The organism is Desulfobacterales bacterium (assembly GCA_034520365.1).
Taxonomy (GTDB): Bacteria; Desulfobacterota; Desulfobacteria; order Desulfobacterales; family Desulfosalsimonadaceae; genus M55B175.
The window spans coordinates 44,204-58,281 of sequence record JAXHNP010000002.1 but is presented as its reverse complement, the minus strand read 5'-3'; the positions used below and the strand labels follow the sequence as shown (position 1 = coordinate 58,281).

Annotated in this window: 15 protein-coding genes; all 15 read right to left on the bottom strand. The window is 53.4% G+C overall.

The window, feature by feature from the left end; translation table 11 throughout:
- Nucleotides 1-43: 43 nt before the first annotated feature.
- Complete coding sequence (locus tag U5L07_00535) at nucleotides 44-877, bottom strand: phosphoribosylformylglycinamidine synthase subunit PurQ (protein MDZ7830216.1); 834 nt, start codon at nucleotides 875-877, stop codon at nucleotides 44-46.
- A gap of 184 nt (nucleotides 878-1,061) precedes the next feature.
- Nucleotides 1,062-1,253 carry a type II toxin-antitoxin system HicB family antitoxin gene (locus U5L07_00530; GenBank protein ID MDZ7830215.1) on the bottom strand — a complete coding sequence of 64 codons (192 nt, stop codon included), beginning with the start codon at nucleotides 1,251-1,253 and terminating at the stop codon, nucleotides 1,062-1,064.
- Between the two features lie 41 nt (nucleotides 1,254-1,294).
- Nucleotides 1,295-4,288, bottom strand: a complete 2,994-nt coding sequence (locus U5L07_00525) for an AIR synthase-related protein (protein ID MDZ7830214.1) — start codon at nucleotides 4,286-4,288, stop codon at nucleotides 1,295-1,297.
- Nucleotides 4,289-4,354: 66 nt separating this feature from the next.
- Entirely contained in the window at nucleotides 4,355-4,573 is a 219-nt protein-coding gene (locus U5L07_00520) for a hypothetical protein (protein ID MDZ7830213.1), read from the bottom strand.
- Nucleotides 4,570-4,854 (bottom strand): DUF4258 domain-containing protein, encoded by a 285-nt coding sequence (locus U5L07_00515; protein MDZ7830212.1) that lies wholly within the window; start codon nucleotides 4,852-4,854, stop codon nucleotides 4,570-4,572. Before U5L07_00515 ends, U5L07_00520 begins: the two co-directional genes overlap by 4 nt.
- A 129-nt stretch (nucleotides 4,855-4,983) precedes the next feature.
- Nucleotides 4,984-6,048, bottom strand: a complete 1,065-nt coding sequence (gene rseP, locus U5L07_00510) for an RIP metalloprotease RseP (protein MDZ7830211.1) — start codon at nucleotides 6,046-6,048, stop codon at nucleotides 4,984-4,986.
- Entirely contained in the window at nucleotides 6,045-7,220 is a 1,176-nt protein-coding gene (locus U5L07_00505; protein ID MDZ7830210.1) for a 1-deoxy-D-xylulose-5-phosphate reductoisomerase, read from the bottom strand. The genes rseP and U5L07_00505 overlap by 4 nt, the downstream gene beginning before the upstream one ends.
- Nucleotides 7,221-7,257: 37 nt before the next feature.
- Nucleotides 7,258-8,076: a phosphatidate cytidylyltransferase gene (locus tag U5L07_00500; GenBank protein ID MDZ7830209.1), complete on the bottom strand. Its 819-nt coding sequence runs from the start codon at nucleotides 8,074-8,076 to the stop codon at nucleotides 7,258-7,260.
- Nucleotides 8,077-8,194: 118 nt separating this feature from the next.
- Nucleotides 8,195-8,935 (bottom strand): isoprenyl transferase, encoded by a 741-nt coding sequence (locus U5L07_00495; GenBank protein MDZ7830208.1) that lies wholly within the window; start codon nucleotides 8,933-8,935, stop codon nucleotides 8,195-8,197.
- A complete protein-coding gene (gene frr / locus U5L07_00490; GenBank protein MDZ7830207.1) occupies nucleotides 8,925-9,482 on the bottom strand; it encodes a ribosome recycling factor in 558 nt (185 codons plus the stop codon). The genes U5L07_00495 and frr overlap by 11 nt, the downstream gene beginning before the upstream one ends.
- A gap of 26 nt (nucleotides 9,483-9,508) precedes the next feature.
- Entirely contained in the window at nucleotides 9,509-10,237 is a 729-nt protein-coding gene (gene pyrH / locus U5L07_00485; GenBank protein MDZ7830206.1) for a UMP kinase, read from the bottom strand.
- A gap of 6 nt (nucleotides 10,238-10,243) precedes the next feature.
- On the bottom strand, nucleotides 10,244-10,840 hold the full coding sequence (gene tsf / locus U5L07_00480; protein MDZ7830205.1) for a translation elongation factor Ts: 597 nt from the start codon (nucleotides 10,838-10,840) through the stop codon (nucleotides 10,244-10,246).
- A gap of 79 nt (nucleotides 10,841-10,919) precedes the next feature.
- Nucleotides 10,920-11,843, bottom strand: a complete 924-nt coding sequence (gene rpsB, locus U5L07_00475; GenBank protein MDZ7830204.1) for a 30S ribosomal protein S2 — start codon at nucleotides 11,841-11,843, stop codon at nucleotides 10,920-10,922.
- 161 nt (nucleotides 11,844-12,004) lie between these two features.
- Entirely contained in the window at nucleotides 12,005-12,892 is an 888-nt protein-coding gene (prmC, locus tag U5L07_00470; protein ID MDZ7830203.1) for a peptide chain release factor N(5)-glutamine methyltransferase, read from the bottom strand.
- Nucleotides 12,876-13,949, bottom strand: coding sequence for a peptide chain release factor 1 (gene prfA, locus U5L07_00465; protein MDZ7830202.1), 1,074 nt, complete (start codon nucleotides 13,947-13,949; stop codon nucleotides 12,876-12,878). Before prfA ends, prmC begins: the two co-directional genes overlap by 17 nt.
- Between the last annotated feature and the right edge of the window lie 129 nt (nucleotides 13,950-14,078).

The window sequence follows — 14,078 nt, the reverse complement described above, 5'->3', positions numbered from 1 at the left end:
TTTTACCTGAACGCAAGTATAAATTAAAAAAACAGTTCAGCGCCTATAACCAAAAATTATTAATAGCAGTTTCAAACAGGCGTATACCCGTGATCATGGAAGTTGTCTGTTTAAATTCACCACGGTTTGATTGCTCTTTGAACCGCCCCCAGTCCGGATGATTGGTGGCATGATTAAATGCTTCCGGATGGGGCATCAAACCGAAAATCCGGCCGGTGGGGTCGCAGATGCCGGCGATATCATGCATGGACCCGTTAGGGTTATCCGGAAAGCGGCCGGCAGCCGGGGCACCATCCGGGGATGCGTAGCGGCAGACGACCTGGTTTTCGTTGATCAGGCGACTCATAACCGCCGCATCCGCTACAAATTTCCCCTCCCCGTGGCGGATGGGGAGTTCAATATGGGATAAGCCTTTGGTAAAAACACAAGGGGATTTAACATTTATATTCAGGTGCACCCAGTCGTCCCGGAAGTTACCGCAGTCGTTAAATGTCAGGGCTACTGAGCGGTCCTGGTAATTGCCGTCAAATCCGGGCAAAAGCCCAAGGTTCACGATAGTTTGAAACCCGTTGCAGATGCCCATCACCAGGTTGCCTGCATCCACGAATTTCAGGATCTTCTCGCCCGCGTTTTTCTTCATGCGCACCGCCTGGATAACCCCGGCGCCGTGGTCATCACCCCAGGAAAAGCCGCCCACAAAAACCATTAGCTGAAAATTCGAGAGATCCACTGAGCCGTCAATCACCGAATTGATGTGCACCCGTTTTGCATGGGCGCCCGCCAGTTCAAGGGCATGGGCGGTTTCGAGGTCGCAGTTCAAGCCGTAACCGCAAAGGACGAGGGCGTTTATATCCTGTTTTTTAATATTAGAAGGCATGGATACTATTATATGTTTTGAAGCATCTTTAGGATATGCTTTGCAAGATTTTCATTGATCTCTCTATGTCTTGGAACTGGCTGAGAGATTCTGGTCTTTGGATTCTGATACCAATCATGCTTGCCACCGTGACGAATAAAAACGCAGTTTATTTCTTCCAACCTTTTTATTAAATCCCTTCGCTTCATGCGACATCCAATTCGGCGACTTTCCTGGCACAAGGAATATTTCCGCTTTCAAGATCATTATAAATATCGCGCAAATTTTCTTTCAATTCCTCTATAGTCTCACCCTGTGTCCAGTAATCCGGATATTCCTCAAGGTATCCAATCCATAAACCTTCATCCTGCCAGTATATGTAGCGCTTTTTTTTCATATAAAAATATCCTCTTAATGGAAAATAACTAAAGATGTTTTCTATATCAACCCGCTGAACGGCCTTTTCCAGGCAGATTTCAAATCAACCACCGAAACCGAAATAAGCGAGCGCTTGTCCTCAAAAACATCCAAAACAGGTTTATCCGTGGCTTCCCCGATGCAGGCGAATTGGCCGGGTTCGAACAAGGCTTCAAACGCCGGCGCATTCTCGGGCGCGAGGGAGATAATAAACCGGCCCGGGGTTTCCGAGAACAGGAGGTGATCCGCACGCAGGGATTGAGCCCCCGGTGCCTTGCTGATATTCGCATTCAGGCCGAGGTTTCCGCCCATGGCGGTCATAGCAAGATGCACGCCCAACCCGCCCCGGTAGATACCGTGGGCTGAGGCGACCAATCCTTTGTTAATGGCCTGATATAGCCCCCGATAGGTTTTCATGAATGAATCATGGTACACGCAGGGCACGTTTCTGCCGGTATATCCGAAGGCCGCGTAATATTCGGAGGCCCCGAGTTCATCGCAAGTTTCGCCCAGGACATAGACAAAATCGCCGGGCCTTTTCACTTCCATGGTCACGGTTCGCTCAATGTCTGCAATCACGCCGATGGTTGAAAACTGGAGGGATTCCAGGGCGGAGAGTTTGTGGGTTTCTCCGTATCTGCCCGGCAGATGGCCGTCCACGTACATGGAGTCCTTTCCGGACAAAAGCGGGATTTCATAGGCCATGCAGGTATCTGAAAGCGCCCGGCAGGACCGGACCAGCTGGGCCGCCTTGAACCTGCCGTCCGGATTTTTTTCCGGATCATACTGGATGCTCGGCCAGCAGAAGTTGTCCACCCCGCCGATATGGTCCGGGTCAGCCCCCACGGCGATCATCCGCCGGACCGCCTCATCGATGGTACAGGTGGTCATGTGATAGGCGTCAATGGCCGAATACATGGGCAGCATGGCCTGGGCAAACACCAGGCCCCGGCTGGATGATAGGACCGGCCGCAGCACCACGGCATCGCTGTTTACATCCCGCTCCGCCCCCACAAGCGGTTTGATGACACTGCCGCCCTGGACTTCATGGTCGTACTGGCGGGTGATCCATTCCCTGGATGCGATATTGGGCCGGGCCAGCAGATCGCATAATAGGCGGTTGTAATCCGCGGGCGGCCCGAGCACCGGCTCATAAAGCCCGCGATATTCCGGGCATCGCCACTCTGCATCAAACTCCCACTGCGGAAACCCGGATTGAAGCAGATCCATGTTCACATAGGCGCAGGTTTGGCGATCATATTTGAGATGAAGTTTTCCGGAATCAGTATATCTGCCGATCACCGTGCTCTCCACCGCGTGTTTTTCGGATAAGGCCATAAACCGGTCCACATCCTCAGGTCTGACCGCCACGGTCATCCGCTCCTGGGATTCGGAGACCCAGATCTCCCATTGATCCAGGCCGCTGTATTTAAGGGGCACCTGATCGAGCCGGACCTCACAGCCGTTTGAAAACCGGGCGGATTCGCCCACGGACGAGGAAAGCCCGCCGCCGCCGTTATCCGTGATAAACTGGATGAGCCCCTGATCCCTGGCTTCCAGCAGAAAATCATGCATTTTTTTCTGGGTGTAGGGGGCCCCGATCTGCACGTGGCCGGCTGGCGTGTGCTCGGAGAAGGTCTCAGAAGATGCGGTCACCCCGTGGATGCCGTCTTTTCCGACCCGGCCGCCGCACATGATGATACGATCCTCCGGGCTTGTGGTTTTTTGCTCAGCCGGTTTGCCGGCGACCTCTGAGGGCATGATTCCCACAGCCGTCACGTATACCAGGCATTTTCCCATGTAGCCGGGATCAAAAATCACCTGGCCGAAGGTGGTCGGGATGCCGCTTTTATTGCCCCCGTCCCTTACGCCCTCGATAACGCCGTCCAATAGGCGCCTGGGATGGAGCCGGGGCTTCAAATCCCCGTCATAATCGCGCGGGCCCACACAGAAACCGTAGCTTCCCATGACCAGCCGGGAGCCAAGGCCCGTACCCAGCGGATCGCGGTATACGCCCACAATCCCCGTGATAGCCCCGCCGTAGGCCTCCATATTGGAGGGGGAATTGTGAGTCTCCCCGGTGATCACATAATAATGATCCGCATCAAACCGGCCCACGCCCGCATTATCCCAGAGGACGGATATCACCCAGTCTTTTTTATCCGCCAACTCCAGTGTAGGCTTTTTAATAAAAGTTTTAAACAGATCATCCAGCACCTCGGTTTTCCCGGTATCGAGATCGGTATAGCGAAACAGCCCCTGGAAGGTATTGTGATTGCAGTGGTCGCTTCTGGCCTGGGAGATATATTCAAGCTCCACATCCGTGGGGTCTGACAGGCCCATCTGTTTTCTGTCCGCCTGCACTGCAGGTTCCGTGAAATAGCTGCGGATGACCGGAATGTCGTTAGGATTCAGCGCCAGGTTGCGCTCATCGCTTATCCGTTTCAGGGTCTCGTCGGAATCAATCGGTATGGTGGTGACCGTAGGGGTGTGGTCCAGGTAGACCTTCGGGATGATCAAGCCGATACCGGTCTCCGGATCCCATTCGGATTTGGAAAATACCCGGGTCTGCTGGATAATATCATTTGACAAAAGCTCCCGGGCGATCAGCTCCGCATCGGATCGGGTTAACCCCTCTCCGATAAGGCAGTAACGGCGGGAAGTATACACATCCGCGCCCTCCGGAAACTGCATTTCCAGCACATCCTGAATCGCCTCGACTGCGGTGCTGGCCGGATTATCCCGCACACCCGGCCGAAAGCCCACCCACACGCACCAGTCAAATCCAACGGGCAGCGGATCATAGGAAGAGGTTTGAATCACCGGGTTGGTAAATATCTCCGTCCGGATAATCTCCAGCTGCTCAGGCGAGAGCTCTGCATCAATGGTCAAAGCCTGGATGGTTCGCACGCTTTGCAACGGCCGGCGGAAATAGGCGACCGCCTTTTTGCGGATGCCCTCGCCTTCGGCATCAAAAAGCTCAGGTTTTAAGGTGATTTCGAGGCGATTGGCCATAAATTATAATGCGATATCTGATGCTTAATAAATATAATATTGATAGTTCTGCACGCACATTCAAAGCTATTTGGTTAACTCATCCTGTCTCGCGATTAATTCCCGTACGGCAGGCACCAAATCATTGGGTACCTCGATAAATGTCTGATCGGGGTCTTCATAAGCCGCTTCGTCTTCGGCCAAGGCTTCATCCTCAGACTGCATCTCATAATGATCGAGTACTCGTTTAACGCGCTGTTCATCCCATCCTTTTGGGAAGTTGCTCTGCTTTTTCATTTTTTTCATTTGCCCTTTTTCTTCAGTCGTTTTTTATATGCTTTAAGCGGCTTACCCTTCAAATCGTATGCTGTAATCACAAATATACTATCAGGCTCAGGATCAGGCACGTAAATTACACGCAAAAAGCGCCCGTTTTTAGTCCGGCCTATCGCAACACGAGAGCCTTCACGACCCGGACGGTCTTCAGCGGTTTTTTTCAATATAGTTTCAACTTCGTTTTCATCCACATCGTGATTATAAATATGCGGCTGGTTGGTTTCTGGATCAATATAAAAACGAACTTTCATGCTTTTAAAGCCTCAATCTAAACTAAAGCACGGCAGAATCAATTTTAATTCATAAAACAGCCTTAAATTAACATGTTGAATCTTTTTCTAAACCTTAAACCCTATACCCTATACCTCAAACCCTTTATTTCACCCCGACACAATCCGCATGATATCATTATAGAAGACAAACACCATGAGCATCATCAAAAGCAGAATCCCCACCTGTTGGGCGACCTCGCGGGCCTTTAGGCTGACGGGCCGGCCGGTGGCCGCCTCAATGGAGAAAAACATGAGGTGCCCGCCGTCCAGCACGGGGATGGGCAGAAGATTTAAAATCCCCAGGTTGATACTGACCAGGGCGATAAAAAACAAAAGGTTTACCGCGCCCTGCTCTGCCTGCTCCCCCGCCATCTGGGCAATCATGATCGGGCCGCCCAGGGTTTTAACGGAAATCGCCCCCTGAATCAGCTTGACAACGCTTACAACGGTAAGCTTGGTAATCATGTAGGTGCGGACAAGACTCTCCTTGAAGGCATCGATCAGGCCCATCCGTTTGGTCGAGGTTTCTCCGGCGGCCGTAATCCCGATGACATACCGGGTCTGCTTTTCACCGAAAATATTTTCAACGCTTTGTTTTTCCGGGGCGATTCGCATCTCGATCGTTTGCCCGCCCCGCTCTACCAGAATTTCAAGCGGCCGGTCGGCGCTTTGGGTAATTATTCCGGCCATTTCCGACCAATTCTCAATCGGCTGATCATTGATGCGCGCAATGCGGTCGCCGGGCTTAAGCCCGGCGGATTTGGCCGGGGACTCGTCTTTAACTTCGCCGATCACGGGCTGCAGCACCATGAGACCGGACACCCCAAAGACGAAAAAGAAAATCAAAATCGCCAGAAAAAAATTGAACAACGGCCCGGCCGCCACAATGAGCATCCGCTTGCCCACCGTCTTTTGGGTAAAGGATACGGCCTCATCCGCCGGATCGATTTCCTCATCCGGCTGCTCGCCCACCATTTTAACGAATCCGCCCAGGGGAATGGCGGAGAGGCAGTATTCCGTGCGGCCGACTTTTTTGCTGACAATTTTCGGCCCAAAGCCCAGGGAAAATTTTTCCACGCCCACGCCAAAGGCCTTGGCGCAAAGAAAATGGCCCAGCTCATGGAAAAAGATCAGAACCCCTAAAACGATGACAATGCCGATGATCATACTCATGAAACAAGCCCTCCGCCGTTCTCCGCCACCCACTGAAGCGCCTTCTCCCGGGCCCATCGATCCGCATGCAGGATCTCCTCGATAACCGGTGATAAGACCGCTTCATGCGCTGCCATGGCCGCGGCAATCACCCGGGGAATCTGGAGAAATCCGATCTGCTCCTTTAAAAATGCCGCCACCGCCACTTCATTGGCGCCGTTTAAAACCGCCGGCATGGTGCCGCCGGCATCACAGGCTTTATAGGCCAGATCCAGGCAGGGAAAGCTTTCCATGTCCGGGGCTTCAAACGTCAACTCCCCGAGACTGGTGAAATCCGGCGGGGGGATCTGCATTTGCAGCCGTTCGGGGCCGGAAAGGGCGTAGGCGATCGCGCCTTTCATGTCCGGCAGCCCCATCTGGGCGATCACGGATCCGTCACAGTAGGACACCATCGAATGGACAATGCTTTGGGGATGAATCACCACTTCGATTAAGTGATGGGAAACATCAAAAAGATGAGCGGCTTCGATGACTTCAAGCCCCTTGTTCATCAGGGTGGCGGAATCAATACTGATCTTGGCGCCCATCTCCCAGGTGGGATGTGCCAAGGCATCATTCGGGGTGATCAGGGGAAACCGCTCTCTGGGCAGATTCCGAAACGGGCCGCCGGATGCGGTTAACAGCACTTTTCTTAAATCTTCCCGCCGGTTGCCGCATAAGGATTGGAAGATAGCACTGTGCTCGCTGTCCACCGGCCGAATCTCTGCACCAGCCCGGGCCGCCTCCCGGGTGACGAGGCCGCCGGCCATCACCAGGGTTTCTTTGTTGGCCAGGGCAATATCCTTTCCGGCCCGGATGGCGGCCAGTGTGGGAAGGAGTCCGGCCCCGCCCACAATGGCGGATACCACCACATCCACACCCGCCAATGCGGCGGCCGCTTCATAGCCTTTGTCACCGACCACAACTTCGGTCCGGGCCCCGGCGGGCAATAGTTCCTTTAATTTCCGGGCGCCGGATTCATCATAGACCGCGGCCAGCTCCGGCTTAAAGTGAGCGATCTGGTCTGCCAGAAGCTCAATATTGTTCTTGGCCGTCAGGGCCTTAACCGCAAAGCGGTCCGGAAACATGGCGGCAACCGCCAGTGTGTTCCGGCCGATGGAGCCGGTGGCACCCAGTATGGAGATATTTTTCATATATAAAACCCATAATTAGGTTTTTAGGTATTATTTATTAAAAAAACGGCAAAATATAAGTCTTAAACAAATATGCGGTCGGCGCGGCAAAAAGCAAGGCATCAATGCGGTCCAAAAGCCCGCCATGGCCCGGCAGAATTGTTCCGGAGTCCTTGACCCCTTTGACCCGCTTGAATTCAGACTCAAAGAGATCCCCGGCCTGACCGGCTATCCCCACTGTGATGAAAAAAAAGAAACACCCGGCAATGGAGAGATGCGGCAGAAAAAGGAGCATAAAGCCGTAGCCGACGCCGATGTTTGCCAAAATCCCCCCGACCGCGCCTTCAACGGTTTTGCCCGGGCTGATGGCCGGGCTTAACTTATGGCGGCCGAAAAACCGTCCCGCATAAAAGGCCCCCACATCACCGGCAAACACCACAAACAGGAGAAAAAAGATCCATTGCACCCCTTCCGTGTCAAGCCTTAGCAGAACCAGCGTGGCCAGGGCAAGCGGGACATAGACAAGCCCCTGAATCTCTTTGGCCACTACATCCACGACATCCGTGTGGGCCTTAAACCTGAAAAGGGAAAACAGGGCCGTGCCCAGTGTGTTAACAATAATCAATTCAGGGAGGATATGCCAGGCCGAGGCATAGGCGGCAAAAAGCAGCCCCAGTCCGATAAGCCCGCCCCATAGGGGGATAATAACCCCTGCGGCCGGCTCCAGGTTTCTGAATACAATCCGGTAATATTCCCATAGGGCGATGCCGGCGATCAGCCCGATAAACAGGGTAAACAGGCCGGGCGGGGCATAATAGAGAAATGCGGCCAGAACCGGAATAGCAACAATGCTGGTGAGCCATCGTTTTAAATGCATGTGGATGTTAATCCGGAGATAGGTTCTTTCTTCTAAGTAACTTAACGGTTTAGGGTTTAGGGTTTAGGGTTTAGGGTTTAGGACAGGCCGCCGTGCCTGCCCCAAATCCGGAAGATAGCTATCCGCTCACGCGCCCGAACCGCCGTTCCCGCTGCTGGTAATCCTTTAGTATTTGGACCAGCTCCTCCCGCGTCAAATCCGGCCACAGGGTCTGGGTGACGTGGATTTCCGTATAGGCAATCTGCCAGAGAAGAAAGTTGCTGATGCGGAATTCGCCGCTGGTGCGGATCAGAAGCTCAGGGTCCGGCATGTCCGCGGTATACAGATGCTGACTGATTAGCTCGGGACTTATGGAGGCGGCATTAATTTCGCCGTTTGCCACCTGAACGGCAATTTTTTGGGCGGCGGCAACGATTTCAGCCCGGCTGCCGTAACTCAATGCCAGATTCAGCCACATCCCGTCATTAGCCGCGGTTGCCAACTTGGCGTCATTCAGTGCGTCCTGCACATCCGCGGGCAGCCGATCGGTCTGGCCGATGCTGGTCAGCCGGATATTGTTTTCTAAAAGCTCCTGCTTTTCATCGTTCAAAAACTTTTTCAGCAGGGTCATCAGGGCGGTGATTTCGGCTTTGGGCCGCTCCCAGTTCTCCGTTGAAAAGGCGTACAGGGTAAGAAACCGGATGCCGATCTCCCGGCAGGTGCGCACAACCGTCCGAACCGTTTCCGCGCCTTTTTCATGGCCTTTGACACGGTTTAACAGCCGTTTCTTGGCCCATCTGCCGTTGCCATCCATAATCACGGCGATATGGGCCGGCAGTTTCGCCGGATTCAGACCGGCTTGCGCCAGATTAAAGCTCAAGGATTTCTTTCTCTTTTTCCTTGTAGATATCGTCCACCTGATTTATATGCTCATCCGTCAATTTCTGGACATCCTCCTGGGCCTTGAACACATCGTCCTCCGAGGCATCGCCGTCTTTTTTGAGCTGTTTTAGCATGTCATTGGCGTCCCGGCGGATATTGCGGATGGCCACGCGGTAGTCTTCGCACATTTTATTGACCTGTTTGACGATATCCTTGCGCCGCTCCTCGGTGAGCGGCGGAATGTTGATCCGGATGATTTTACCGTCATTGGAGGGGGTCAGACCGAGGTTGGATTTTAAAATCGCCTTTTCAATGCTGTTGACGGAAGACACATCCCATGGCTGAATGGTAATCAGGCGGCTTTCGGGCACGGACAATGTGGCCAGCTGGTTTAGCGGGGTCATGGTGCCGTAATACTCCACCTTGATATCATCAAGCAGACTAAGCGATGCCCGGCCGGTGCGGATCTTTTTCAATTCACTTTTCAGCGAATTGATCGACTTGCCCATTTTCTCCTTGGCTTCTTCCTTGACTTCGTCAATCATAGCGTTATCACCCCGTCTTTCTTTTGTTAGACCGGATCCGGCTCATAAATTTTGGTGCCGATTTTTTCGCCGGTGAGCACCCGCATAATATTGCCTTTTATTTTTAAATTAAACACAATCAAAAGCAGCTGGTTGTTCATTGCCAGCGAAATCGCTGTGGTATCCATCACCTTGAGGCGGCGGTTTAAAACATCCATGTAATTGATTTCCTCTATAAACACGGCCGACTCGTTCCCCACCGGATCTGAATCATAGACCCCGTCTACCTTGGTGGCCTTCAGCAGCACATCCGCATGGATTTCCTCGGCCCTTAATACCGAGGCTGTATCCGTGGTAAAATACGGATTGCCGGTGCCGGCTGCAAAAATCACCACCCGGCCTTTTTCCAAATGCCGGATGGCCCGCCGCCGGATATAGGGCTCCGCCATCTGATGCATGGATATGGCCGACTGGACCCGGGTGGGGATGCCCGTCCGCTCCAGCGCATCCTGGAGCGCCAGGCTGTTCATCACTGTGGCCAGCATCCCGAGATAATCCCCGGAGGCCCGGTCCATCCCCTGGGAAGCCGCGGCCATTCCCCGGAATATGTTGCCGCCGCCCACCACAATCGCGATCTGCGTGCCGGTGTCATGGGCCTCCTTTACCTCATCAGCCATGTACTGAAGCGTCTCCGGGCTGATGCCGTAGGTAAGGTCGCCCATAAGGGCTTCGCCGCTTAACTTGAGTATAACCCGTTTATAAAGGGATCTGGCCACGTCTTGTTACCCGCCTATCTGAAATCGGGCAAACCGGTTAATGGTAATCTTCTCCCCGGTCCTGGCAATCATCTCGTTTAGATAATCGGATACCGTTAAATCGGTATTCCTGACATAGAGCTGATTCATCAGGCAGTTTTCTTTGTAGAACTTGTTCATCTTGCCTTCAACGATCTTTTCGAGCATATTCTCCGGCTTGCCCATGTCCTGGGCCTGCTGACGGTAGATGGCGCGTTCCTTTTCCGCCTCTGATTCCGGCACATCTTCCGGCACGATCCCCAGGGGGCTGGAGGCCGCGATATGCATGGCGATGTTTTTGGCAAATTCCTTGAAATCATCGGTTTTTGCCACAAAATCGGTCTCGCAGTTGACTTCAACGAGCACCCCGATCTTTCCCCCCATATGAATATAGGATTGTACAACCCCTTCAGAAGCGACCCGGTCCGCCCGTTTCTTGGCTGTGGCCAATCCTTTCTTGCGCAAATAATCCGCCGCCTTATCCAGATCGGCGTCGCACTCGGTGAGCGCCTCCTTGCAATCCATAATACCCGCTCCGGACCGCTCCCGGAGCTGTTTTACCAAATCCGCACTAATGGTCGCCATAACTTTTTCTCCTGTCTAAAGCACCCGCCGTTATCCGCGGGGCATATCCACGCTTGTTAATATTTAAAAATATCTAATTCTATTCTGTTTCTCCGCTGCCTGCTGACTCCTCACCGCCGGTAGCAGGTTCCTCAGATTCGCCCGGCTCGACCTGTTCGCCCGGTTCGGCCGCACTGGATGCCCCCTTGCGGATCACCTCAACCACCGGGCCTTCCGTGCCGTCCGAAATAATCCGGCGCTCCTTCTGGCCGGATGCCGCTTCTTCTGCCTCTTTCACGCTCTCCTCGCCCTTGTCGGCCTCCGCCTGGGCGCGCTCCTCCCGGCGATGCATGCCTTCTATACAGGCTTCCGCAATTCGTGAGGTCATCAGATTAATCGCCCGGATGGCATCATCGTTGCCGGGCACCACATAATCAATGACATCCGGATCACAGTTGGTGTCCACCACGGCCACAATCGGAATACCAAGGCGCCTGCCCTCATGGACGGCAATGGACTCCTTTTTCGGATCAATAATGAAAATGGCCTTCGGCAGGGACTTCATATTGCGGATCCCGCCCAGGTTGGCGTCCAGCTTGACCCGTTCCTTCTGCATATAGAGCTGCTCTTTTTTGGGGTACAGGCTGATGGAGCCGTCGTTTTCGATATTGTTCAGATAGTTTAGCCGGTCAATGCTTTTCTTGACCGTCTGAAAATTGGTGAGCATGCCGCCCAGCCAGCGGTTATGCACGTAGAACATCTCACAGCGGTTGGCTTCCTCATAGATGGTTTCCCGGGCCTGTTTTTTGGTCCCCACAAAAAGGACCGAGCCCCCCTCCGCCACGGTGTCGGCCACAAAGTCACAGGCGAGCCTGAATTTTTTAACCGTCTGCTGCAGGTCGATGATGTAGATGCCGTTTCTTGCGCCGAAGATATATCTTTTCATCTTCGGGTTCCATCGCCGGGTCTGGTGGCCGAAGTGAACCCCGGCCTCGAGCAGTTCTTTCATGGTTACGTAGTTCATAAACATCTCCTTTTCTGGGTTTTACCGCCGTTCTGATCCTCCCGGCCGGCCCACTTGAAAACAAGCACCCGGCCCGCCGGTCCCAGAACGTGTGGATTGGCTTTTGATAAATTTATATTGGATAACAAAAATTAATTTTCAGAGCAATGAAAAAACGAATTTTATGAATTTCTGCCGGCCACCACCACGCGGTCATAGCCGCTGTAATCTTTAATGACCTGGAAAAGTTGAATCCCCTCCACGGTCTCGATCAAGCCCTGGAGCTTTTCAGCATGGCCGTTTCCAAATTCAAGCAGCAATCTGCCCTCCGGACGTAAATACGCAGGTGCGGTTTCAATAATATGGCGGATGGCCCGCAATCCGTCTGCGCCGCCATCCAGCGCCAATACCGGCTCATAGTTACAAATTTCCGGTGCCAGCCCGGATATCTCGGCTGCCGGTATATAGGGCGGATTGGAGACAATCAAGTCAAATTTAATCTCCGGATAAATCGGCGCAAACCAGCTGCCGGCAAAAAAATCGACCCGATCCGCCAGTTGATTGCTCAGCGCATTTTGCCGGGCAACGGCTAACGCAGGCGGGTCCGCATCTGATGCATAAAACAGATGTCCCGGTCGGGCGGCGGCCAGGCTTAAGACAACGGCCCCGGAGCCTGTGCCAAGCTCCAGAATCCGCAATTTACCCGCGTCTGTATTCTCAGGAATTAAATCCAGGGCGGATTCAACCAGCAGTTCGGTTTCCGGCCGCGGGATCAGCACATTAGGATCAACCACCACCGTAATATCCCAGAAATCCTTGTATCCAAGAATATAGCCCACCGGCTCCCGCTTCAGGCGCCGCTTGATCAGCTGCTTGAACTTGGCCAGCTCTTCGGCTGTTAAGGGCTGATCAAAGCGCGCATACAAATCGATCCGCTCAATGCCCAAAACATGGGCCAACAGCAATTCAACGGTTAAGCGGGGGCTGTCAATGGCATGTGATGTAAAATAAGTGGCGGTCCATTGAAGCAGATCAAGAATGGTCCATTGGGAATCAGACGGCTTCTGCATTCTGAAGGGCCTGCGCACGGAAATGGGTGGCAAGCTCGTTGATGATTTCATCGAGCAGCTCGCCCTGGAGAATCTGGTCAAGCTTATAAAGGGTCAGCCCGATGCGGTGGTCCGTGACCCGGCCCTGGGGGAAATTATAGGTGCGGATGCGTTCACTGCGGTCCCCGGAGCCCACCTGATTTTTTCGCTGCTGGGAAATCTCAGCCTGCTGCTGCTGGAGTTCCAAATCGTAGAGACGGGCGCGAAGCACCTTCATGGCTTTGGCCCGGTTTTTGTGCTGGGATTTTTCGTCCTGACAGGTCACCACCATGCCGGTGGGCAGATGGGTCAGGCGCACCGCTGAATCCGTGGTGTTAACGGACTGGCCGCCCGGGCCGGTGGAGCGGTAAACATCCATTTTAATCTCATTGGGGTCGATGCTGATTTCCACATCTTCGATTTCGGGCAGAACCGCCACGGTGACGGCTGAGGTATGAATCCGGCCCTGGGTTTCGGTGACCGGCACCCGCTGCACCCGGTGGGTGCCGCTTTCATACTTTAAGTGGCTGTAGGCGCCCCTGCCCTTGACCATGGCAACCATTTCCTTGATCCCGCCGCTATCACTGTAATGCTCGGTCATGAGCTCAATCTTCCAGCCTTTGGATTCCGTGTACCGGGTATACATCCGGAACAGATCCCCGGCAAACAATGCAGCCTCCTCCCCGCCGGTGCCGGCGCGGATTTCAAGGAGAACGTTTTTCTCGTCATTCGGATCTTTGGGCGTTAAGAGCTCTTTTAGGTCCTCTTCCATCTGTTCGGCGCGCTCGGACAGATTCTCCACCTCAGTGCGGGCCAGCTCCTTCATTTCCGGATCTTTGTCCGAGAGCAGATCCCGGCTTTGCTCAAGCTCTTCCAGGGTCTGCTTATAATCCCGGTAAACGGATACAATTTTGCCCAAATCGCTATGCTCGCGCACATACTGCGGATACAGCTCCCGGTTTTGAACGATCTCCGGATCGCTCAATAATGTTTCAAGCTCTTTATAACGCGCTTCAATGCCTTCCAGCTGCTCAAACATAGATTTTTATACCATAAAAAATAAAGAGCCTGTCCCGCTTGGGCCAGGCTTTGCACGGTGAATTTGTTCTGGCGAACAACCCCATAACCATGGGGTTGTTCGCATTTAAGGTCGGCACGGTGGCCGACC